This window comes from Candidatus Avedoeria danica (assembly GCA_016703025.1).
GTDB classification, from domain to species: domain Bacteria; phylum Chloroflexota; class Anaerolineae; order Epilineales; family Epilineaceae; genus Avedoeria; species Avedoeria danica.
Map to the genome: position 1 here is coordinate 20,356 of JADJCV010000003.1, position 22,676 is coordinate 43,031.

Genomic DNA, 22,676 nt, shown 5'->3' on the forward strand with positions numbered 1-22,676 from the left:
GTGGGATGGGCGGCCGGGGGGACGGGTGATGCGGGGGATGGGTTAGTCCACCACCAACCGATACCCCACCCCCGCCTCCGTCAACAAGTGTGCCGGCCGCGCCGGATCGGCCTCCAGCTTGCGGCGCAGCTGGGCCATGTAGAGGCGGACGTAGTGCGTTTCGCCGACATAATCCTCGCCCCAGGCGTCGCGCAGCAGTTGGCGGTGGGTGACGACCTTGCCACCGTGGCGGGCGAGGGTTGAGAGCACGTTCCATTCGGTCGGGGTGAGGTGCACGTCGCGCCCGGCGAGGCGGACCCGGCGCGCGGCAAGGTCGATCGTCACGTCGCCGCTCCGGACGATCGGCTCGCCGGCGTCGCTCTCGGCGCGGGCGACCCAGCGGAGTGCGACGCGCAGCCGCGCGCGCAGCTCCTCGGCGCCGAAGGGCTTCGTGAGATAGTCGTCGGCGCCGAGATCGAGCGCCGCCACCTTATCGGCCTCGCGGCCGCGCGCGCTCAGGACGACGATCGGGGTGGACGACCACTCTCTCAGGCGGCGGACGACGTCGAGGCCGTCGATGTCGGGCAGGCCGAGGTCGAGGATGACGACGGCTGGTAGGACGCGCGCGGCGGCTTCCAGGGCGGCGGCGCCGGTGTCGGCTTCGACGACGCGGTAGCCGTCCGCCTGGAGCAGGGCGCGCAGGAACCGCCGGATCGGCGCCTCGTCGTCGACGACGAGGACGAGCGGGCCGTCGGTGACGGCTGTCATGGCCCGTCGTCCGCGTCGGGTGAGCGGGTGAGTGAGCGGGTGAGCGAGCGTGCCGGCGGGAGCCCCTCGGGCGCGCCGGCCGGCGCGAGCGGCAGCGACAGCGTGAACTCGGCCCCGCCGCCCGCCCGGTTCGCGGCCGTCACGGTGCCGCCATGTGCGGCCGCGATGGCGCGGCAGATCGCCAGCCCGAGCCCGCTGCCGCCGCGGCCCGCGTCCGCGCGGTAGAACTTGTCGAAGACGCGGCCGATCTCGCCGGGCGGCAGCCCCGGACCGCGGTCGGCGACGCGGACGACGAGGCGGTTGCCGGCCGCGGCCGCGACGATCTCGATCGGGGTGCCGGGCGGCGTGTGGCGGGCCGCGTTCTCCAGGAGATGGATGAGCGCCTGCTCGATCAGGACCGGGTCGATCTGCACGAGCGGCAGATCAGGCGGCACGTCGACACCGAGCGGCCGGTCGTCGAGCACGGCCTCGGCGCGGCGGATCGCGGCGCCGATGGGCTCCTCGATCGGCGTCGGGCTGGCCGCGAGGTCGATCGTGCCCGACTCGAGGCGGGTCATGTCCAGCAGGTTCGCCACCAGTCGCTCCAGCCGGTCCGACTCGGCGGCGATGTCGGACGCCAGCGCGCGACGGGCGTCGGCGTCGAGGGCGTGGTCGGCGGTGAGGAGCGCCTCGGCGCTGCCGCGGATCGTCGTGAGCGGCGTGCGGAGGTCGTGCGAGACGCTGGCGAGCAGGCTGGCGCGCATCGCCTCGGTCTCGGCGCGGACGTGGGCGTGCTCGGCTTCCTGGGCCAGATGCGCGCGCTCGACCGCCAGGGCGGCCTGGTTGGCGAACGTCTCGAGCAGGTGCTGCTGCTCGGGCTCGATCGGCGGGGTGCCCGCGGGCGGACGCCACGTCAGGATGCCGGCGATGTCACGCGCCCCGCGGAGCGGCACGTGGACGCTCGGCGCACCGGGCAGCGTGTCCGTGTCGCGGCCGGCCAGGCGGCCGTGGTCGAGCGCCCAGCGCGCCACGCCGCGGTCGTCGTCGGCGAGCGTCGCGCCGGGGGGCACGGCGGCGCGCGCCGTGAGCCCGCCGTGCGCGTCGGGCACGTGCAGGACGACGTCGCCGCCGAACACTGCGTGGACGTGGCGGGCGGTGGCGGCGAGCAGGCCGTCCAGACCGCGCGTCTTGGCGAGGTCGCGGCTGAGGTCGAACAACGCCGATGCCCGTCGCTCGCGCGCCTGGGCGGCCGTGGCCTGTTGGCGCAACCGGGCAGTGAGCGAGCTGATGAGGATGGCAACGCCGAGCATGACGAAGAACGTGAAAACGTACTGCGTGTCCGACACGGCAAACGTCAGGTAGGGCAGCACGTAGAAGAAGTCGAAGGCCGCCACGGCCAGGACGGAGGCCACGATCGCCGGGCCGCGGCCGAGGCGGGCGGCGACAAGCACCACGCCGGCCAGGTAGGCCATGACGAGGTTCGACTCCCGCGTGCTCGGCGGGAGGAACTGCGCCACCGCGGTCACGACGGCGACGACGGCGGTCGCCTTGACGTAGGCCGGGCCGCGGGACGACGGCCGGAGGACGGGACGTCGCTCCGCCGCCTCGGCCCGATCGCCCGAGATGACCGAGACGTCGATGTCGCCGCTGCCGCGGACGACGTCGTTGACGAGCGACCCGAACAAGATGTCCCGCCAGCGCGGGTGCGCCGGCTTGCCGAGGACGATCTTCGTGACGTTCCGCTCGCGGGCATAGGCCAGCAGCGTCCCGGCCACGTCGTGCCCGGCCAGCGTCACCGCCTCGCCGCCGAGCTGCTCGGCCAGGCGCAGCGCCGCAACGACCGCCTCGCGCGCCGCCGCCGGAAGCCGGGTCACGCCGGGCGTCTCGACGTGCACGGCCGCCCAGGGCGCCCGGAGGCCGTCGGCCGTGCGCTTGGCGCCGCGGACGAGCTTGGGGGCGAGCGCGCCCGGCCCGACGGCGACGACGATCCGGTCGCCGGCCGCCCAGGTGGCGTCGATCCGGTGCTCCGTGCGGTACGCCCGCATCTGGGCGTCGACGCGCTCGGCCAGCGTCCGCAGCGCGAGCTCGCGCAGCGCGATGAGGTTCCCCTTGCGGAAGAAGCCGCGCAGCGCGTGGCCGGCCTGCTCGGGGATGTAGACCTTGCCGGCGCGCAGGCGCGCCAGGAGTTCGTCCGGCGGCAGGTCGATCAGCTCGACGTCGTCGGCCCCCTCGAGCACGCCGTCCGGAACGGTCTCGCGCACCGTGACGCCGGTCACGGCGGCGACGATGTCGTTCACGCTCTCGAGGTGCTGGACGTTGACGGCGGTGTAGACGTCGATGCCGGCTTCGAGCAGTTCTTCGACGTCCTGCCAGCGCTTGGGGTGCCGCGAGCCCGGTGCGTTCGTGTGCGCCAGCTCGTCGACGAGGATCAGTGCCGGGCGGCGCAGGAGCGCCGCGTCGAGGTCGAACTCGGCAAGCGTGTGATCGCGGTAGGCGATGTCGCGCTTGGCAAGAACCTCGAGCCCGACGAGCTTGGCCTCGGTCTCGGCGCGCCCGTGCGTGTCGACCCAGCCGACGACGACGTCGATGCCTTCGGTGCGGCGATCGTGCGCGGCCTCGAGCATCGCGAACGTCTTGCCGACGCCGGCTGCGGCGCCGAGGAAGACCTTGAGGCGGCCGCGGGCCGCGCGCCGGTCGTCCGCTTGGACGCGGGCGAGGAGGGCGTCGGGGTCGGGGCGGTCGGGGGGTGGGCGGGTGGGCACGTGGCGCATCTCGTTCGTTTGGACGGGCGTCTGCGGGCGACGTATGCGCCGCCCCTACGCGGCACAGGTGGATTACGGCACGTCGGTGGCGTTCCACCGCTCGGGCAGCCCGCTCTGCGTTGCCGACGGCGTCACGAGCGCGTCGGCCGCCGCCTGAGCGACGGCGGTCTTATCGTCCAGCGCCAGGTTGAGGAGCAGCACGTTCACGCGCCGCTCGCCGAAGAGCCCCAGCGTTCGCGCCTCAGTGTATCGTGCGACGAGCGCCCGCACCGTGGCCTCGTCGATCGCCCGAGCCCGCGCCACACGGCGTATCTGCCAATTCGCCGCGGCCGGGCTGATGTGCGGGTCGAGCCCGCTGCCGGAGGCGGTTACGAGGTCGACCGGGATGGGCGCTTCGTTGCCGGAATCGGACGCCTGCAGCGCTTCGATGCGGCCCTGGATGGCCTCGATCAGCGCCGGATTCGTCGGCCCGAGGTTGCTGCCGCCGGACGCGGCCGCGTTGTACGGCCCGCCGCCCGTCGCGCTCGGCCGGCCCCAGAAGTACGCGGGATCGTCGAACGCCTGGCCGATCAGGCGCGAGCCGACGACGGTGCCGTCCGCGCCCCGCACAAGGCTGCCCTTGGCCTGCGCGGCGAACAGCGTCTGCGCCAGGGCGGTGACGGCGATCGGATAGACGACGCCGGTGAGGAGCGTGAGGACCACGACAAGGCGGGTGGCGGTCCAGAGGGACTTGAACATGGTGGATTCCTTCCGAGATCGTCTTGTGCGAACGATGGCGACGTCGTGTACCGCTGCCTACGCCAAGCCGAGGGCGACGAGCACGAGGTCGATGATCTTGATCCCTACGAACGGGGCGACGAGCCCGCCGAGCCCATAGACGAGGAGGTTGCGGCCGAGCAGGTCGGCCGCAGACGCCGGCCGCCAGCGGACGCCCCGCAGCGCGAGCGGGATGAGGGCGACGATGATCAGCGCATTGAAAATCACGGCAGACAGGATCGCCGAGTCGGGCGTCGCCAGCCGCATGACGTTCAGCGCGTCGAGCTGCGGGTAGACGGTGGCGAAGGCGGCCGGAATGATCGCGAAGTACTTCGCGATGTCGTTGGCGATGCTGAACGTCGTCAGCGCGCCGCGGGTCACCAGAAGCTGCTTGCCGATCTCGACGATCTCGATGAGCTTGGTGGGGTTGCTGTCGAGGTCGACCATATTGCCGGCCTCTTTGGCCGCCTGCGTGCCGCTGTTCATCGCCACCGCCACGTCCGCCTGGGCCAGCGCCGGGGCGTCGTTCGTGCCGTCGCCCGTCATCGCCACCAGCCGGCCGCCGGTCTGGTGCTCGCGGATGAGCTTCAGCTTGGCCTCGGGCGTCGCTTCGGCCAGGAAGTCGTCCACGCCGGCCTCGGCCGAGATCGCGGCGGCGGTCAGCGGGTTGTCGCCGGTGATCATGACCGTCCGGATGCCCATCCGCCGCAGCTCGGCGAACCGCTCGCGGATCCCGCCCTTGACGATGTCCTTGAGGCGCACGACGCCCAGCGGCCCGGTCGCGTCGGCGACGACGAGCGGCGTCGCGCCGTCCCGTGCCACGCCGTCGACGATCGCCGTCACGCCGCCGGGCGTTGCGACCCCCTGCGCCGCGAGCCACGCCTGCACCGCGTCCGCGGCGCCCTTGCGGATCTGCCGGCCGCCGAGGTCGACGCCGCTCATCCGCGTCTGGGCGGTGAACGGCACGAACACCGCGCCGAGGTCGACGAGGTCGTGCTCGCGCAGACCGAACTTCTCCTTGGCCAGCACGACGATGCTTCGACCTTCAGGCGTTTCGTCGGCCAGGCTGGCCAGCTGTGCCGCCTCGACCAGGGCCGCGACATCGACGCCGGGCGCCGGAAGGAAGTCCGTTGCCTGGCGGTTGCCGAGCGTGATCGTGCCGGTCTTGTCGAGCAGCAGGACGTCGACGTCCCCCGCCGCCTCGACGGCGCGGCCGCTGGTGGCGATGACGTTCGCCTGGATGAGGCGGTCCATGCCGGCGATGCCGATGGCGGACAGCAGACCGCCGATCGTCGTCGGGATCAGGCACACCAGGAGGGCGACGAGAACGGTGATCGAGACCGTCGTGCCGCTGCCGGCCTCGGCGACGGCGTGGTTCGCGAACGGGCGCAGCGTGGCCACGGCCAGCAGGAAGATGATCGTGAACTTGGCCAGCAGGATCGTGAGGGCGATCTCGTTGGGCGTCTTCTGGCGCTTGCTGCCCTCCACGAGGGCGATCATCCGATCGAGGAAGCTCTCGCCCGGGTCGGCGCTGATCCGGACGATCAGCCAGTCCGACAGGACGCGCGTCCCGCCGGTGACGGCCGAGCGGTCGCCGCCGCTCTCGCGGATGACGGGCGCGCTCTCGCCGGTGATCGCGCTCTCGTCGACCGAGGCGACGCCGACGGCGATGTCGCCGTCGCCGGGGACGGTCTCGCCGGCGCTCACGAGGACGAGGTCGCCCTTGCGCAGCGCGCTGGCGGGCACCTCGGTGGAAGGCGCGTCCCGCTCGGCGCGGGCCACCTTGTGCGCCACGACGTCCTTGCGTGCGGCGCGCAGCGTGGCCGCTTGGGCCTTGCCGCGGCCCTCGGCCATCGCCTCGGCGAAGTTGGCGAACAGGACGGTGAACCACAGCCAGAGCGTGATCGCGCCGATGAAGCCGGCGGACGCTTCGCCTTGGCCGCGGACGGCCTGCAGCCAGAGCACCGTCGTGAAGAGGCTGCCGATGAACACGACGAACATCACCGGGTTGCGCACCTGGACGCGCGGATCGAGCTTCTTCAGCGCGTCGACGGCGGCGCCGCGGACGATCTTGAGCTCCCAGATGGGGCGGGCTTGGGTGGGCGAGGACATGTCAGGAACTCCTAGCGCCGGCAGACGGGCCGGCGGTAAACATTTCGAACGGTCGCAGCGGCGAGGGTGCAGCGGATCGGGAGTTCATCGCATCGACCACAGCGAGAGGTGCTCGGCCACCGGCCCGAGCGCGAGCGCCGGGACGAACGTCAGCGCGCCGACGATGACCACGACGCACACGAGGAAGCCGATGAACAGCGGGCGATGGGTGGGCAGCGTGCCCGGACCGACCGGGATCCCCTTCTTCCCGGCCAGCGCGCCGGCCATGGCCAGCACGGGGACGAGGATCCAGTAGCGGCTGATGAACATCGCCGCGGCCCCGGCCAGGTTGTAGAACGGCGTGTTCGCGCTGATGCCCGCGAAGGCGCTGCCGTTGTTGTTGCCCATCGACGTGAAGGCGTAGAGGATCTCGGAGAAGCCGTGCGCGCCGGGGTTGGCGCGCGAGGCGAGCGCCGCGGGCAGCATCACGGCCGCGCCGGTCAGGATGAGCACGACGGCGCACGGCACGAGCACGGCCAGCGACGCCATCTGCATCTCGTACGCCTCGATCTTCTTGCCGAGGTACTCCGGCGTCCGCCCGACCATCAGCCCGGCGATGAACACCGTGACGACGGCGAACATGAGCATGCCGTACAGCCCCGAGCCGACGCCGCCGAAGACGACCTCGCCGAGCTGCATGAGGAACAGCGCGATCATGCCGCCCAGCGGCGTGAAGCTGTCGTGCATGCTGTTCACGCTGCCGTTGGAGGCCGCCGTCGTCGCCGCCGCCCAGTACGCGCTGGCAGGGACGCCGAAGCGGAGCTCCTTGCCCTCCATGTTGCCGCCGGGCGCATCGTGCCCGGCCGAGCCGTCGACGCCGAGCGCGGCGACGTTCGGGTTGCCGGCTGTCTCGGCCGCGTACATGCCGGCCGCCAGCGGGATGAAGAGCACCGTCATCGCCACGAGCAGCGCCCACCCCTGGCGCACGTCGCCGACCATGCGGCCGAACGTGATGCACAAGGCGGCCGGGATGAGGAGGATCGCCAGAACCTGGAGCAGGTTGGACAGCGGCGTCGGGTTCTCGATGGGGTGGGCCGAGTTCACGTTGTAGTAGCCGCCGCCGTTCGTGCCGAGCTGCTTGATCGCGACCTGCGAGGCGACCGGGCCGACCGGAATCGTCTGCGTCGTGATGGGCGCACCGTCCGCATCGACGCCGGCATCGACGACGGTCGCCTGTACCGCCGGGGCGAACGTCTGCACGACGCCCTGGGACACGAGGGCCAGCGCGAGCACAAGCGCAAGCGGCACGAGGATGTAGAGCGTGCTGCGGACGAAGTCCACGTAGAAGTTGCCCAGCGCCGACGTCTCGCGGCGGGCGAAGCCGCGGGCGACGGCGACGAGGACGGCCATGCCGGTGGCGGCGGAGAGGAAGTTCTGGACGGTGAGCGCGCCCATCTGGGTCAGGTAGCTCATCGTCGTCTCGCCGCCGTAGCCCTGCCAGTTCGTGTTCGAGGCGAAGCTCACGGCCGTGTTCAGCGCCGAGAACGGCTCGACCGCGCCGAGCCCGTCCGGGTTCAGCGGGAGCACGCCCTGGAGGCGCTGGAAGGTGTAGACGGCGACGAGGCCGACGGCGTTGACGGCAAGCGCCGCCAACGCGTAGCCGCGCCAGCCCATCTCGGCCGACGGGTCGATCCCCGCCACGCGGTAGCAGAGCCGTTCGACGGGGCCGAGGACGGAGCCGAGCACGCCGGGGCGGCCGTCGTAGATGCGGGCCATCCACTCACCGAGCGGCTTGGCGAGGAGCAGGACGAGGCCGAGCGTGGCGGCCATGGAGAGCCAGCCGAGCGTGGTCATCAGAAGATCTCCGGACGCAGGAGGGCGACGACGAGGTAGACGAGCAGGGCCACGGCGATGACCGCAGCCACGGTGTCAAGGGTGCCCATTATCAGCGCCTCCCGAGGCGGTCGCAGAGGACCAAGAGGCCGTACGTCAGCGCGAACGCGCCCAGCACGGCGGCGAGAGCATAGATGTCGTTCATGGGGTTGCCTCCCTCCAAGCGATCCGCACACGGGTGTTCCGGACGCGGCGGGCGGTCCACCGCTCGCCCTGCCGGCAACGCGCGGACCGTGTTGGCAGCATAATGCCGCGGCCGTGGGACCAGCGTAAGGATGATTCAGGGGGCCGTATGGATTCCGTAAGCAACGTACACCCGATCCACCCGAGACGCCATCCGGGCCGGTCGACGTTCGCCGTTGCAGCCGTCGCCTGCGTCATGCTCGGCGTTGCCGGCCGCGCGCAAGAAGGGAGCGGCACAGGCAACCGCGCCGACAGTGCCGTGCATGCTGCCGGCTTCGCCGACAGCGCGGACATCGCCGATAACGCGGACGTCGCGGATTTCGCGGGCATCGCCGACATCGCCGACACGCCCGCTCCCATCCAACTCCTCACCGTCGCCACGAACTTCAACAACCCGATCGGCATCGACCACCACGCCCCCTCCCAGGGGGTTGTCGTGTCCGTGAACTACCCGGACGGCCGCCCGCGCAACTTCGAGCTCGTCCTGCCGACGGGCCGGCACCAGCGGTTCAGCGGCCTGACCGGGTTCACCGAGGAGGTGAAGATCGGCTCGATCTGGGAGAGCGGGTGCCAGGCCGGCTTCACGCCCGGCGAGCTCTTCACCGGCACGGGCGACCCCGGCGTCATCGCGCGCATCAGCGCCGACGGCGACCGCGTGCAGCGGGCGTGGGTCCGGCTGCGCGGCGAGTCCGGCCTGCTGCGCGGCAGCCTGTTCCAGGACCGCTTCTGCGTCTTCGGCGGCGACCTGATCGTCGTCACGACGACGGGGGGCGTTTGGCGCGTGACGAGCGCCGGTGCCCAGACGCGCGTCGCCGACCTCGGCGCGCACCTCGAGGGGCTCACGACGGTGCCGAACGACGCCGATCGCTTCGGGCCGTGGGCGGGCAGGATCCTCATCGGCGCCGAGGGGCAAGGGCGGATCTACGCCGTGGCGGCCGACGGAACCGTCGAATCGTTCCAGCTTGGCCTGACCGTCGAGGACCTCGACATCGTCCCGCCGGACGCCTCGTTCTACGGCGTCGACTACGCGGGGCGGCGGATCGTCACCGCCGGACCGGAGCAGTGGACGGACAAGGTGGGGGACATGGTCGTCGCCGAGGAGAACGGCCAGCTCTGGGACGTACGGTGGAACGCCGCGGCCGGCGCGTTCGTCAAGGTCCAGCTGGCGCGTGTGGCGCAGTGGGAGCACGTCACGTTCTCGACCGCCAGGATCGTTACCCGCCCGCCGACCCGCACCCCGGAGTCCTCCCCGCCGCCCCCGCCGACCCCGACGGTGCCGACGCCCACGCCGACCGACACGCCGGTGCCGACATCGACGTCGACCCCGACCCCGTCGCCCACGGATACCCCGACCCCCACGGATACGCCGACGTCGACCCCCACGCCGACGCCCGCCGTATTCCGCGCCTACCTCCCGATCGGCGTCGATGAGACCTGCATCGCCAGCCACAAGCACGCGGATGTCGTCCTCATCGTCGACACCTCGACCAGCATGCTGGCCGCGGCCGGCGACGGCGTGCGCAAGATCGACGCCGCGCGCGCTGCGATCGCAGCGTTCCTGGCGCAGCTCGACCCCGCCAGCGACCGCACCGCGCTCGTCGCGTTCGACGACACGGCCACCGTCGCCGTGCCGCTGACGGGCGACCTCGATGCCGTCGCCGCCGCGCTGGGCGCCCTGCCGCACCACGAGGGCACGCGGCTCGACCTCGGCCTGGCGGCGGCGCGTGATGCCCTGGCCGGGATCGCATCGACCCCCGACCGCATTCCCGCCGTCGTCCTGTTGACCGACGGCCGCCCGAACCGCGTCCCGACGCCCGATGGCGGTGGACGGCAGGAGGACACCGTGCGGGCCGTCGCCGCTCAGTTGAAGGCCGGCGGGGCGCATGTCTACACCGTCGGCTTCGGCGACGACGTCGACGGCGCGCTGCTGGCGGACGTCGCAAGCACGCCCGGCGACGCGTTCATTGCGCCGGATGCGGCGGCGCTGGCGCGGATCTACGCGGCGGTGGCGGTGGCCATTCCGTGTGGGGGGGTGTATTGGCCGCTGGGGAGGCCGTGATTGCGGCAACCGCGAAGTCCGCGGCCTCAAGTTGGACGTTTGCCTGATCGCAGCGGATCGAGCGTCGATCGACCCCATTGCTTTCCCTTCACACTCGCCGCACCATACGCGCCCGACATCGACCGGATCCGACGCATGACCCGCCGCCCAACCCTCGCCCGCCCCAAAGGTCCCCCCATGTCCCTGCGCGAAGACGCGCTCCACTACCACCGCACCGGCCGCCCCGGCAAGATCGAGGTCACGGCCACCAAGCCGCTCCTCACGCAGCAGGACCTCGCGCTGGCGTACTCGCCGGGCGTCGCGGCGCCGGTGCGGGAGATCGCGGCCGATCCGGAGGCGGTGTTCGACTACACGGCGCGCGGCAACCTCGTCGCCGTCCTCTCGAACGGCACGGCGATCCTGGGCCTCGGCAACCTCGGGCCGTTGGCGGCGAAGCCGGTGATGGAAGGCAAGGGCGTCCTCTTCAAGCGCTTCGCCGACGTCGACGTCTTCGACATCGAGGTCGACACGCTCGATCCCGACGAGATCATCCAGGTGGCGCGGCTCATCTCGCCCACGTTCGGCGGGATCAACCTGGAGGACATCCGGGCGCCGGAGTGCTTCTACATCGAGGAGAAACTCCAGTCCCTGGTGGACATCCCGATCTTCCACGACGATCAGCACGGCACGGCGATCATCTCCGGCGCCGCCCTCGTGAACGCGCTCGAGCTCGTCGGCAAGGAGATCGGCGGCGTGCGGATCGTCGTGAACGGCGCCGGCGCCGCCGGGATCGCCTCGGCCGAGTTCTACGTGGCGCTCGGGGCCAGCCGCGCGAACATCACGCTCTGCGACAGCCAGGGCGTGATCTGGGACGGCCGCGAAGAAGGCATGAACGTCTACAAGGCACGCTTCGCCGTCGACACGGAGGCCCGTACGCTCGCCGACGCGATGGTGGATGCCGACGTCTTCGTCGGCGTGAGCGTGGCGGACTGCGTCACGCCCGAGATGCTCAAGGGCATGGCCCGCGACCCGATCGTCTTCGCCCTGGCGAACCCCGACCCGGAGATCCGCTACGACGTCGCCGTCGCCACCCGCCCGGACTGCATCATGGCCACGGGGCGATCGGACCTGCCCAACCAGGTGAACAACGTCCTCGGCTTCCCGTTCATCTTCCGCGGCGCGCTCGACGTGCGGGCGACGGCGATCAACCAGGCGATGAAGGTGGCCGCCGCCAAGGCGCTGGCCGACCTCGCCCGCGCCGACGTCCCGGACGCCGTCCTCAAGGCCTACGGCCTGGACCGCCTGCACTTCGGCCGCGACTACCTCATCCCCAAGCCCTTCGACCGCCGCGCCCTCCTCCACGTCGCCCCGGCCGTCGCCGGCGCCGCCATCGCCAGCGGCGTCGCCCGCCGGCCGCTCGATCTCGAGGCCTACCCGGAGCAGCTCGCGGCCCGCCAGGGCGTCCGCTTCGCCGGCGTGCGCGCCGTCATCCGCCGCGCGCAGGCGGATCCCCAGCGCGTCGTATTCGCCGAGGGCGAGGAGACGGCGATCCTGAAGGCGGCCTGCCAGCTGGCCGAGGAGGGCATCGCCCGCCCGATCCTCATCGGCCGCCCGAGCGTGATCGCCGCCCGCCTGGAGGACCTCCGCCTGCCGTGCGATCTGCCGATCGTCGACCCGGAGCACTGCCCGACGGACGCCCGCGAGCGCTATGCCCAGTGGCTCTATCAACGGCGCCACCGCAAGGGCATGACGCACGCCGCCGCGTTGGAGGCCGTCACCCAACCGAACACGCTGGGCGCCGTGATGCTGGCGGTCGGCCACGCCGACGCGTTCCTGTCCGGGTTCAGCTACAACTACGTCGACGTGCTGCGCCCGGCGATCCAGATTGTCGGCACCCGGCCGGACGTCAGCATCGTCAGCGGCGTCTACCTCATGATCGTCCGCAACGTGCCGTACTTCTTCAGCGACGCCACCGTCAACGTGAACCCGACGGCCGAGCAGCTGGCCGAGATCGCCGCCAACGCCGCCGCCGTCGCCCAGACGTTCAGCGTCACGCCGCGGATCGCGATGCTCTCGTTCTCGAACTTCGGCAGCGCCCGCACGCCCGAGAGCGAGAAGGTCCGCCGCGCCGTCGAGATCCTGCGCGCCAAGCGCCCCGACCTGGACGTGGACGGTGAGATGCAGGCCGACACGGCCATCGACTCGGCGCTCGTCGACGAGCACTTCCCGTTCAGCCGGATCCGCGACGCCAACGTCCTGATCTTCCCGAACCTGGATGCCGCCAACGCCTCCTACAAGCTTCTCAACCGCCTCGGCGGCGCCGCTGCCGTCGGCCCGATCCTCCACGGCATGGCCCGCGCCGTCCACGTCATCCCGACCGGCGCGTCCGTGCGGGACATCGTGAACATCGCCGCGTTGGCCGTGGTGGACGCGCAGCGGTTTGCGGAGGAGTTGCCGCCGCGGTTGCCGGGCCTGTAGGGGCAGGTCCCCGTGCCTGCCCCTACAGGCCCACCCCACCCCACCACCACTAAAAATGCGATCACGGCACCACCCAAGGCAACACCACCCGATACACCCCCCGCCACCCATCCGGCATTCGCCACGGCCGGAACGCCCTGAGCCCGATATCGGCCTCGGCCGCGAACACCAGATCGCCTATCGCCGCCAAGCCCTCCACGTTGTTCCACGTCGGCACCGCGGCCACGACGTCCGCGGTGTCCCCTCGGAGCAGCATCAGCCTGCCCGCCCATCCGAGCCGTCCGTTTTGCGAACCGGCGGCGACGACGTCCTGCCCGGTGAAGGCGAGATCGCTGACGTCGACGTCCATCTCGCGCTCGGCAAGCTTGCGGATGTTCGCTGGGTCCTGCACGTCGAGCACGGCCGCAAACCAAATTCCGCCGATCACAACCCGATCGCCCCGTGCAGCCACGGCCATGACGTCCCGCTCGTCGCCGTTCGCCATCTCGTTGTGCATTTCGCCCAGGAGGGTAAGCCCGTCCGGGCCGCCCGGAGCGAACACGTAGAGCCTGGACCCGGCCGCGACGTAAAGGCGTCCGGCATCGACGGTCATATCCCATACGGGAAGATCATCCCACGGGGTGCTTCGCCGCACGGGATGCGCGGGATCGGACAGGTCGATGAGCGCGATGCCGTGGCCCGGCACGTACAGATCGACCACGGCGAATTGGCCAACGAGTGCGGCCACGAGCGGCTGCGCAGGCATCTGCGGCAGTCCCCACGCCAGCTGTCCAAGCCGCCGCGGAGGCGATGTGGCGACGTCGAACACGACCATCCCCTCCATACCGGCCACGATCGCGCGGTCCCCGGATAGCGCCATCGCGCCCGTCCCGTCGATCATCCGCGGGAACGACCGATTGTCCTCGATCGGCAGCACGGACTCGACCGGCCGGCCGCCCCCGTCCCGCCGGACCAACCGGACCGTGTGGTCGTCGAACACGAGCAGTCGCTGCCCATCGGTTGCGACGTCCCACACAAATTGGCCATCGTCGCTGCGTGCCCGCAGCACGGGATCGCCGACGGGCCAGTCCCACACCTCCCAGCCGCGCTCTTGCGTGGCCGTCAGGAGCCGTCCGGCGGACTCGATGGACGCGAGTGGGTAACCGCCCGCGGGTGTGTCCGCGCAGGCCCGCGGTCCGACCTCCGTCGGCTGCACTTCGGCGATGCGGACTTCGATGCAGCGCAGGCCATCCCCCGGTCGCCAGCCCGGCAAGCTGACGACCGCGTGATCGCCGATGCGGGTCATGCCTTCGACACGGACCTCGGAGTCCCACCGACCGACGAGGCGAGGGGCCTCCGGCGCCGCGATGTCGAAGACGCGGATGCCGGCGCTCGCTTCGGCGCTGCGTTCGCGCATCACCCAGCTGAACGTCACGGCCACGTGCAGGAGGTTCCCGCGGAGCGATGCGGCCACGTAGTCGTTGTACGGGCCGCCCCGTCCGACCAACCGGATCGCCGTCGAATCGCCGACGTCGAAAATCGCGACGCGTGACGTGGAAGGCTCGTCGTCCCCATAGCGTTGGGAGACGACCGCCAGCCGATCACCGGCGATCCAGAGACCCGCAGGCATATCCTCCGCGTCCACCGCCTGCTCCGCCACCGACCGCAGCTGCTGCGGATCCGTCGCGTCCACGGCCACGAGCGCATAGCCCTTGTACGGTGAGCGCGCCGGCGTGGCCGACAGCAAGACCGTCCGGCCCCGCACGGCCATCCAGCCGACATACCGCTCCACGCCGGCAGCATCCGCCGGCAACGTCCACCGCCCGAGCTCGCTCAGCCGCGCCGGCCGGCTGGCGTCGAAGACGATGAGCCGCGACCCTGTCGCCACGTACAGGCGACCGGGCGCGGCAGCGACAGCCGTCACGCGGTCCGCGAAGAGGCGGCGGCCGATGGAACGCGGCGGGTTCGCCGCCAGGTCCACCACGTCGACCGCCGTTTGGCGGGCGACATAGCCCACCGCTCCATCGGCGGCGACGCGGTTCGTCGAGCCGCCCCAAAGCCCCGCGGGATCGAGGCCCGCGGTGACGTTGTCCGACGCAGCGGCGGCAGAGGCAGGATCAGACCATCCCATGTCCGTCTGGCGGGCGGAGCTGGCGAGGACAGCGACGATCACCAAGGCGCCAAGAGTCAGGCAAGCCACTCGACCCATCGCAATCGTTCCGACATGCCGCATGGCGTCTGGCTCCCTTCGATGTTCCGGGCGGCACGTCGCCGGCATGCGCGCCGATGCGCTTGAAAGCAGGCGGATGGTACTCCCTTGGGTACTCACGCGCCGCCACGTGTCGAGGCGCGTGCACCCGCGTATCATCGTCGTCATGCCCAATCGCCCCGACCCCGCCAACCCGTTGTCCGGCGTGCGCGCGTCCGCCAGCCGGGCTGTCCGTGCCGCCATCGACGACGGTCCACCGCAGGCCGTCCCGTCCGCCCGCGCCACCGCCGACGCCAACCCCACCCCCCCCCACCGCCCCCGCCCCACCCTCGCCGACGCCCGCACCGTTCTCACCGCCTTCGCCGCCCGCACCGCCCCCAGCCCGTGGCGCGCCGACCGCGCCGCCGTCGCCGCCCGCCTCGCCAAGGTCATCGACCGCCCCGACCTTCTCCAGCAGCGCCGCCTGAACCTCTGCGGCCCAGCCGCCTTCCTCCGCGCCTGGGCGCATCATGACCCTGCCGCCTTCGCCCGCTTCGCCGCCGCGCTCTATGACGACGGCGCCGCGTCGATCGGCCCGCTCGTCGTCCGCCCCTCCGCCGGCTCGCTCGTCGACGCCGACCACGCCGCCCTCGCCGAGCGCTTCGGCCGGGGCTTCCCGGAGGCGGCCGATTGGATGCTCATGGGCGCGCTCCGCGACAGCGAGAACCGCGTGACCAAGTTCCGCGGCCTGCCGGATGACGCCGTCAGCGGGATGACGTTTCCCGGCGAGATCGTGCGCTGGCTGCGTGCCACCGGCGCATACGCCGACGTCGCCGACCGGACGACGCGGCTCGTCCCCGCCGGCATCGAAGCGGCCTTCGCGCTCCGTCCGTCCGCCACCACCGACGTCCTCGTCCTGATGAACCTCCACCTGCTGCGCGAGATGCAGAGCCCCACCGGCCGCCGCCGCGCCGCCAGCTACATCCTCCGCGGCTTCCCCGACCACTGGGCCGCCCTTGTCGCGCCCGTCGCCGATCGGCCCGGCGACCGGATCGGGCTTCGCATCTGGTCGTGGGGCACGGTGCTGGAGGGCGAGGTGCCGAAGGAGACGTTTCGGGCGAACTTCTACGGGGCGATCATCGCGGACCGGCGATGAATCACCGCCGCCGAACGCGCTCGCGTTCGTGCCCACCGCAGGAATCCTGCCGGCTCCGTTCCTGCCAATAACCCGTCCACCCGTCCTCCCCCGCCCGTCACGCCCCTTCCCGCTCCACCATCACCGTCACCGGCCCGTCGTTCACCAACTCCACCGCCATCATCGCCCCGAACACGCCCGTCGCGACGTTCACCCCGTGCCCGCGGACCCGCGCCACGAACCGCTCGTACAACCCCTCGGCCGCCTCCGGCCGCGCCGCCCGCGTGAAGTCCGGCCGCCGGCCCTTGCGCGCATCGCCGTACAGCGTGAACTGGCTCACGACGAGGATCTCGCCGCCCACATCGGCCAGCCCGAGATCGAAGTGCCCCGTCGTGCCGCCGAACAAGCGCAGCCCGACCACCTTGTCGGCCAGCCAGTCGGCTTCGGCGGCCGTGTCCGTCGTCCGGACGCCGAGCAGCACGAGGTAGCCGCGCCCGACCGCTCCGACCACCGCGTCGTCGACCGTCACGGATGCCCGCGCAACGCGTTGGACGAGCGCCCTCATCGCCGCAACGGCGCCGCCACGCCAAGGCTCACGATGCCCATTACCCCCGCGGCAACGGCGGCACCGCCCCGTACCAGCCGCGCAGCACATCGCGCTGCGCCGTATCGCCGGACGCCCAGTAGGCCGCCGCGATCGCGCGCATCACCGCCGGTGACTTGGTGCCCTGCGTGAGGCGGGCCAGCGCCTTTCGCGCCGCGGCCGCGTGCCCCGGCAAGCCGGCCGTGCCCATCGTCCACAGGAAGTCGAACGCCTGCGGGTCCTCGGTCACCCGCTCGCCTGCCAGCCGCGCCGCGTGCACCGGCTGCGGCGTCGGGCCCTCCAGCAGCCGCCGGCACATCGCCAGCACGCTGTCGCCGCCCGCCTCCGCCGACGCCAGCTGGATCAGGTGGCGATCGATCTCGGCCACCGCGAACTGCAGGAACGGATCCACGGCCTCGGACGGGATCGTCCCGAGCACCGCCAGGAGCAGCGCCACCGTCCGCGGCCCCCGGCGCTCGACGATGTCGCCGAGCGCCGCCGTCCAGCGCAGCCGCTCGTCCCCTTCCACTGCCGCCGTCCCCCGGCACACCACGTCGACGTCCCGCGCCAGCCGCTCCGCCTCCTGGATCCGGTCCGGATCGCCGTAGACCCGCAACGCCTCGACGAGCCCCTCCCGCACCCGCGCGTCCGCGTCCACCACGGACTGCACGACGATGCTCGGCGCGTTCGGGAAGCCCATCGCCAGCATCGCCCTTCCGGCCGCCACCCGGGCCTGCGGTTGCGGATCGCGCAGCTGTTCCATGAAGGCGTGTGTGAGCAGATCCCGCAGCCGGACCTGCCCCGCCCCGAGCGCGGCGAGCGCGCTGAGCGTCGCCTCGCGCACCGTCACGTCGCGGTGCCGCAGCAGGCCCTCGAACCCGTCCACGGCCCGATCGACCGGCAGCCGGGCGTACCGCGCCGCCAAGCGCTCCGCCACGCCGGCGCGCATGTGCGCCGGCCCGTCCAGCGCCGACCGCAGCGCCTCCAGCGCGACGTCCTCGGCCAGCGGCCGCTCCGGATGGTCGATCGCCGCGATACCGGCCGCCAGTAGGTGCGGGTCGCCGCTCTCGACGAGCACCTCGATCACCCGCCGCCGCAGCAACGGATCGCCCACCCGCCCGCTCAGCACCGGATCCGCGGCCTCGAGCGCCGCCCGCCGCACGGCCTCCTCCGGATCGCGCAGCGTCTCGAGGACCCGCGGCAGGAGGGCGATCAGCCGCTCCGTGTCCAACCCGAGCGTCCGCAGCTGCCGTGCCTTCTCCTCGCTGCTTCCGCCCAGCATCGCCGCGCCAACGCCCGGCCGCGCCTCGCCCCGCAACCGCAGCTCGACGTCGCTCGCCAGGCGCCGCACCTCAGCGTCCTGGCTCCCGAGCGCCGCGTCGGCCAGCGGCCGAACGGTGGGGGCCACCGCCTGCAAGACCGCGTCGTCCAGGTCGCAAAGCGCCGCCAGCGTCGCCGCGTGCAGCTCGGACTTCGGGAAATTGAACAACGTCGTCAGGATCCGCGCCCCTGCCCGCGGCTCGCCCGGCGGGAACGGCCCGACGGCCGCCAGCCGCACGAGCGCCCGCACGGCCGCTTCCACGGTCGGCGGATGACGATCGGACAGCGCGCGCTCGAAGCCGGTCCGGATGCGCAGGACCAGCGGGGCCCAGTGGTCGGCCGGTCCGGCGGCGATCGCCTCGGAGAGCTTCTCGATCAGCACGCCGCGCGACCGGGCCTCGACATCGCCCGCCAGCGCCAGCAGCTCGCCGACCGCAACCTGCAGGGCCGGCCCGCTCTTCTCCGGCAGGTCGAGGTTCGCCACGTACGCCGCCAACAGCCCGCGCCGCAGCTGGTCGGCGATGACCTCGCGCGGAATCGGGGCATCCGCGAGGTCGTAGATCGTGGCGTCGACTGCGGCGCCGACTGCGGCGCTGGAATCGGCACCGGCAGTCGCACCGGTCCCGGCCCCCGTGGCAAGGCCCCCCGGCGCCACCAGCAGCCGCGCCCCGTCGAGCAGCCACAGCGCCTGCCCCGTGGCGGCATGCACGCCGAGCGGGAAGCCGGGCTCCGCGTGCACCTCACCCGACCGAAGCGGGATCGAATGCGCGTGGTCCACCCAGCCGTCCACCTGCACGGCCAGCGCCACCATATCCCGCACGCTGCCCACCTTGTCGACGCGATCGATGAGCGCGAGCGCCGCGTGCAGTCCCTTGGCCGTCAGCCGCATCGTCGTCTCCCATCCGGTGCGTTGGGCATTCTACACGGACTGCCGCTGCGCGGCCCCGGCAGGGCAGCGGCGCGTCGGTGATTGCGCGCGTGGCCCGATGCGCCGGTCGGCCCGCCGGGCAGCGTCGGACGGCTGGACGCCCCGGCACCCTTCTTGCAACGCGCCCGCGCCGCGGCGATAATCGCGGCCCCCGCTCCCCAGCGCACGCCCGCCATCCCCACCTGCAGCACGAGGAAAACCGACATGAAAGACGATTCGATCCACCTCCCCAACACCGACGACCCCGAGGTCATGCACCGCGCCGTCGCGGCGGCGCTCGTCGCCCTTTGCTGGGACGAGGTCATCCGCACCGCGGATCTCGACCACCTCGACGACAAGGCCATCGAGGTCTTCACCCGGGTCTACGAGGGCATCGGCAAGGCCTTCAAGTAGCCGACCCACCCCACCCGCCGGTGTCGCTCGACGCGCTGGCGGCCGCCGCCCTGGCCGACGACCTCGGCTCGTTGGCCGGTGCCCGCGTGCAGAGCGTCACGGCGGTCGATCCGCGCACGCTGTGCTTCGAGCTCTACGCCGGCGAGCGCCGCTACCTGACGCTCTCCGCTGCGCCCGACCACCCCGGCGTCGTCGTCGAAGCCGCCCCGACGCGCCGCGGCGGCGGTGCGCCGTCGCCGCTCGCCCTCGTCTGCCGTGCCCGCCTGGACGGCGCGCGCCTGTCGGCCGTCGTCCAGCCGCCCCACGAGCGGATCCTGCGCTTCGACTGGAAGGCCGCCGCCCCGATCTCGCTCGTCGCGGAGCTCACCGGGCGCCTCGCCAACCTGATCCTCGTCGATGCGGACGGCACGATCCTCGCCGCGGCGCACGCGGTCACCGCCGCCCAGTCGCGCGCCAGGACCGTGCTCCCCGGCCGCCCGTACGCCCCGCCGCCCGCGCCGCTCAAGGTCCCGCCGGAGTCCGTCACGCCCGACGACATCCGCGCCTGGCTCCACCTTGCGCCGAACGGCGAGGTCGCCTGGCGCACGCTCGTGGCGCACGTCCGCGGCATCGGCCCGCAGACCGCGCGCGAGATCGTGTTCCGTTCCGCCGACAACGCTTCCATGCCTGCCGCCGACGCCGATCCGACGTCGCTGTCCGCCGCCCTCGCGGCCATGGCCGCGCTGCCGGCGTCGCATGCGTGGGCGCCGACGATCGCGGTGTCTCGGACGTCGACGGATGGGGACGATCCGGGCAACGGCCGCGCGGTCTCGACGCGAGAGGACGGGGCCGGCGATGCCGCCGAATCCGGGCAGTCCACACCGCGCACCGCAACCGTCCTCGCCTGGGCCCCCTACCGCCTGACCCACCTCGCCGCCCCCGATGTCGCCCTCGTCGACTGCCCAACGACGCTCGATGCCCTCGCCCGCTGGCACGGCGCCCGGTCCTCCGCCGACCGCTACCGCGCCGCCCGCGCCGGCGTGGTGACCGCGTTGGCGGCCGCGACGGCCCGGGTACGGCGGCGGCGCGAGGCCCTTGAGCACCAGTTGGCCGGGGCATCGCCGGCGGCCATCGAGTCGCTGAAGGAGGCCGGTGACCTCATCCTCGGGTTCCAATGGCAGATCGCGACCGGCGCGACGACGCTCATCGCCCCGCTCGAGCCGCCGGTGACGATCCGCCTCGATCCCGATCTCACGCCCGTCGCGAACGCCCAAGCGTACTTCGACCGCTACCGCCGCGCCCGCCGCGCCGCCCGCGGCGTCCCGACGCGCCTTGCCGCCGCCCGCGCCGCCGAGGACACGCTCCTGCAGCTCGGCACCGACCTCGCCCTCGCCGAGAACCGCGCCGAGATCGACGCCGTGCTCGACGCGCTCGCCGCCACCGGCCTCGCCAGCAGCGTCGCCGCCGGCGCGATGAAGCGCCGCACCACGCCCACCGACGCCACCAGCCGGCCGCGCCGCTACACCTCGACGGACGGCCTGACGCTGCTCGTCGGCCGCAACAGCCGCCAGAACGAGGTCGTGACGTTCCAGCTCGCCGCCCGGGGCGATGCCTGGCTGCACGCCCGCGACGTGCCCGGCGCACACGTCGTCGTCAAGGCGGCCGGCCGAAGCGTGCCCGAGGCCACGCTTGACCAGGCGGCGGCGCTGGCCGCGTGGTTCTCGGCGTCGCGCGACGCGGCGGCCGTCGCCGTCGCCGTGACGGATGCGCGCCACGTCCGACGGCTCAGCGGCGGCGGCGCCGGCATGGTCACGCTGACGCACGAGTCGACGCGCACCGTGCGGCCGGCCTCGCCGCGCGCCCTCGGCCTCGAGCCCGAGGCGTGATCCGCCAGGCGAGGCCGTCAGCTCGCCCTTCCCGGCAGACCTCATCTCCCGATCCAATCCGCTATGATCGTCCTGTGCACCCTGAAGGAAGGCCGTTATGAGACTCGCCGGGCGGATGGCCCACCTCACGCCGTCGCCGTCGTTCACCACCCTCGCCCGCGCCAAGGCCATGGAAGCGGCCGGGCACGACATCATCCACCTCGAGGTCGGCGAGCCCGACTTCGATACGCCCGCCAACGTCGTCGAGGCGGGCGTATCGGCGCTGCGGGGCGGGCACACGCGCTACACGCCCGCCGCCGGCGACATGGCGCTGCGCACCGCCATCGCGCGGCACGTCGGCGAAACGCGCGACGTCGACGTCGCGCCGACGCAGATCCTGGTGGCGCCCGGCGGCAAGCCCGTCATCTACTACACGATCATGGCGCTCGTCGAAGCCGGCGACGAGGTGATCCTCCCCGACCCGACCTTCCCGAGCTACGCCACGATCACCGCCTACGCCGGCGCGACGCCGGTCTACGTTCCGCTCGACGCCGAGCGCGGCTTCGCGTTCGACGTCGATGCCTTCGCTGCCGCGCTCTCGCCGCGGACGCGCCTCGTCGTCCTGAACTCGCCCTCGAACCCGACCGGTGCCGTCCTGTCGGCCGACGACCTGGCGGCCATCGCCCGGCTGCTGGCCGATCGGCCGGACGTCGTCGTGCTGGCCGATGAGATCTACAGCCGCATGGTGTACGACGGCGTTCACCGCTCGATCCTCACCGAATCCGGAATGGCGGAGCGGACGGTCGTGCTCGACGGGTTCTCCAAGACGTACGCCATGACGGGCTGGCGGCTCGGCTACGCCGTCCTTCCGCCCGCGCTCGCGCCCATCCTCATCGACCTGCAGAGCAACATCACGAGCTGCGCCGCCGACGCCACCCAGGTGGCGGGCCTGGCCGCCCTCGATGGCCCGCAGGCCGATGTCGAGGCGATGGTCCAGACGTTCCGCACCCGCCGCGACCGCGTCGTCGCCCGGCTGAACGAGCTGCCCGGGATCCGTTGCGCCCGACCCGCCGGCGCGTTCTACGCCTTCCCGGACATCCGCGGCACCGGCCTGGACGACCTCTCGCTCGCCGAGGAGCTCCTCACCCACACCGGCGTCGCGCTCCTGGCCGGCCGCGGCTTCGGTCCGGCCGGCACCGGCCACCTCCGCCTCTCGTACGCCAACGCCATGCCCAACCTCGACCGCGCCCTCGATCGCATGGGCGAGCACCTCACAGCGCTCGCCCGCGCCGGCGCGTAAACAGCACTGCGCGCAGACACCACTGGGCGTAGACAGCACTGCCCCTAGACCGCACTGCCCTCAGACAGCACTGCCCTCA

15 protein-coding genes are annotated in these 22,676 nt (G+C 72.5%); 6 read left to right on the plus strand and 9 right to left on the minus strand.

Annotation, left to right across the window (positions count from 1 at the left end; all coding sequences use genetic code 11):
• Positions 1 to 42: 42 nt before the first annotated feature.
• The 6 genes from IPG72_02185 to kdpF form a co-directional block, all read right to left on the minus strand.
• Positions 43 to 747 carry a response regulator gene (locus IPG72_02185; protein ID MBK6767841.1) on the minus strand — a complete coding sequence of 235 codons (705 nt, stop codon included), beginning with the start codon at positions 745 to 747 and terminating at the stop codon, positions 43 to 45.
• Entirely contained in the window at positions 744 to 3,497 is a 2,754-nt protein-coding gene (locus IPG72_02190; GenBank protein MBK6767842.1) for a sensor histidine kinase KdpD, read from the minus strand. Before IPG72_02190 ends, IPG72_02185 begins: the two co-directional genes overlap by 4 nt.
• A gap of 63 nt (positions 3,498 to 3,560) precedes the next feature.
• Positions 3,561 to 4,226 carry a potassium-transporting ATPase subunit KdpC gene (kdpC, locus tag IPG72_02195; protein ID MBK6767843.1) on the minus strand — a complete coding sequence of 222 codons (666 nt, stop codon included), beginning with the start codon at positions 4,224 to 4,226 and terminating at the stop codon, positions 3,561 to 3,563.
• 57 nt (positions 4,227 to 4,283) lie between these two features.
• Positions 4,284 to 6,356, minus strand: coding sequence for a potassium-transporting ATPase subunit KdpB (gene kdpB, locus IPG72_02200; GenBank protein MBK6767844.1), 2,073 nt, complete (start codon positions 6,354 to 6,356; stop codon positions 4,284 to 4,286).
• Positions 6,357 to 6,440: 84 nt separating this feature from the next.
• The gene (gene kdpA, locus IPG72_02205; protein ID MBK6767845.1) at positions 6,441 to 8,189 is read right to left on the minus strand and encodes a potassium-transporting ATPase subunit KdpA; all 1,749 of its coding nucleotides are present in this window, start codon (positions 8,187 to 8,189) and stop codon (positions 6,441 to 6,443) included.
• Entirely contained in the window at positions 8,189 to 8,278 is a 90-nt protein-coding gene (kdpF, locus tag IPG72_02210) for a K(+)-transporting ATPase subunit F (protein MBK6767846.1), read from the minus strand. Before kdpF ends, kdpA begins: the two co-directional genes overlap by 1 nt.
• A 329-nt stretch (positions 8,279 to 8,607) precedes the next feature.
• Here kdpF and IPG72_02215 point away from each other — a divergent pair, with 329 nt between their 5' ends.
• Together IPG72_02215 and IPG72_02220 are read left to right on the plus strand one after the other, a co-directional pair.
• Positions 8,608 to 10,470 (plus strand): VWA domain-containing protein, encoded by a 1,863-nt coding sequence (locus tag IPG72_02215; protein ID MBK6767847.1) that lies wholly within the window; start codon positions 8,608 to 8,610, stop codon positions 10,468 to 10,470.
• Between the two features lie 177 nt (positions 10,471 to 10,647).
• The gene (locus IPG72_02220; GenBank protein MBK6767848.1) at positions 10,648 to 12,927 is read left to right on the plus strand and encodes an NADP-dependent malic enzyme; all 2,280 of its coding nucleotides are present in this window, start codon (positions 10,648 to 10,650) and stop codon (positions 12,925 to 12,927) included.
• A gap of 61 nt (positions 12,928 to 12,988) precedes the next feature.
• Here IPG72_02220 and IPG72_02225 read toward each other — a convergent pair whose 3' ends face one another.
• Complete coding sequence (locus tag IPG72_02225) at positions 12,989 to 15,106, minus strand: hypothetical protein (protein MBK6767849.1); 2,118 nt, start codon at positions 15,104 to 15,106, stop codon at positions 12,989 to 12,991.
• Positions 15,107 to 15,281: 175 nt separating this feature from the next.
• Between IPG72_02225 and IPG72_02230 the strand changes: the two genes are divergently transcribed.
• The gene (locus tag IPG72_02230) at positions 15,282 to 16,250 is read left to right on the plus strand and encodes a hypothetical protein (GenBank protein ID MBK6767850.1); all 969 of its coding nucleotides are present in this window, start codon (positions 15,282 to 15,284) and stop codon (positions 16,248 to 16,250) included.
• Between the two features lie 97 nt (positions 16,251 to 16,347).
• Here the strand turns inward: IPG72_02230 and IPG72_02235 are convergent, their stop codons facing one another.
• Both IPG72_02235 and IPG72_02240 read right to left on the minus strand, forming a co-directional pair.
• On the minus strand, positions 16,348 to 16,794 hold the full coding sequence (locus IPG72_02235) for a D-tyrosyl-tRNA(Tyr) deacylase (protein ID MBK6767851.1): 447 nt from the start codon (positions 16,792 to 16,794) through the stop codon (positions 16,348 to 16,350).
• A gap of 40 nt (positions 16,795 to 16,834) precedes the next feature.
• On the minus strand, positions 16,835 to 19,021 hold the full coding sequence (locus IPG72_02240) for a hypothetical protein (GenBank protein MBK6767852.1): 2,187 nt from the start codon (positions 19,019 to 19,021) through the stop codon (positions 16,835 to 16,837).
• Between the two features lie 243 nt (positions 19,022 to 19,264).
• Between IPG72_02240 and IPG72_02245 the strand changes: the two genes are divergently transcribed.
• From IPG72_02245 to IPG72_02255, 3 genes are all read left to right on the plus strand, one after another.
• Entirely contained in the window at positions 19,265 to 19,453 is a 189-nt protein-coding gene (locus tag IPG72_02245) for a hypothetical protein (protein MBK6767853.1), read from the plus strand.
• Positions 19,454 to 19,473: 20 nt separating this feature from the next.
• On the plus strand, positions 19,474 to 21,318 hold the full coding sequence (locus IPG72_02250) for a DUF814 domain-containing protein (protein MBK6767854.1): 1,845 nt from the start codon (positions 19,474 to 19,476) through the stop codon (positions 21,316 to 21,318).
• Between the two features lie 97 nt (positions 21,319 to 21,415).
• Positions 21,416 to 22,597, plus strand: a complete 1,182-nt coding sequence (locus IPG72_02255; GenBank protein ID MBK6767855.1) for a pyridoxal phosphate-dependent aminotransferase — start codon at positions 21,416 to 21,418, stop codon at positions 22,595 to 22,597.
• Positions 22,598 to 22,676: the final 79 nt, after the last annotated feature.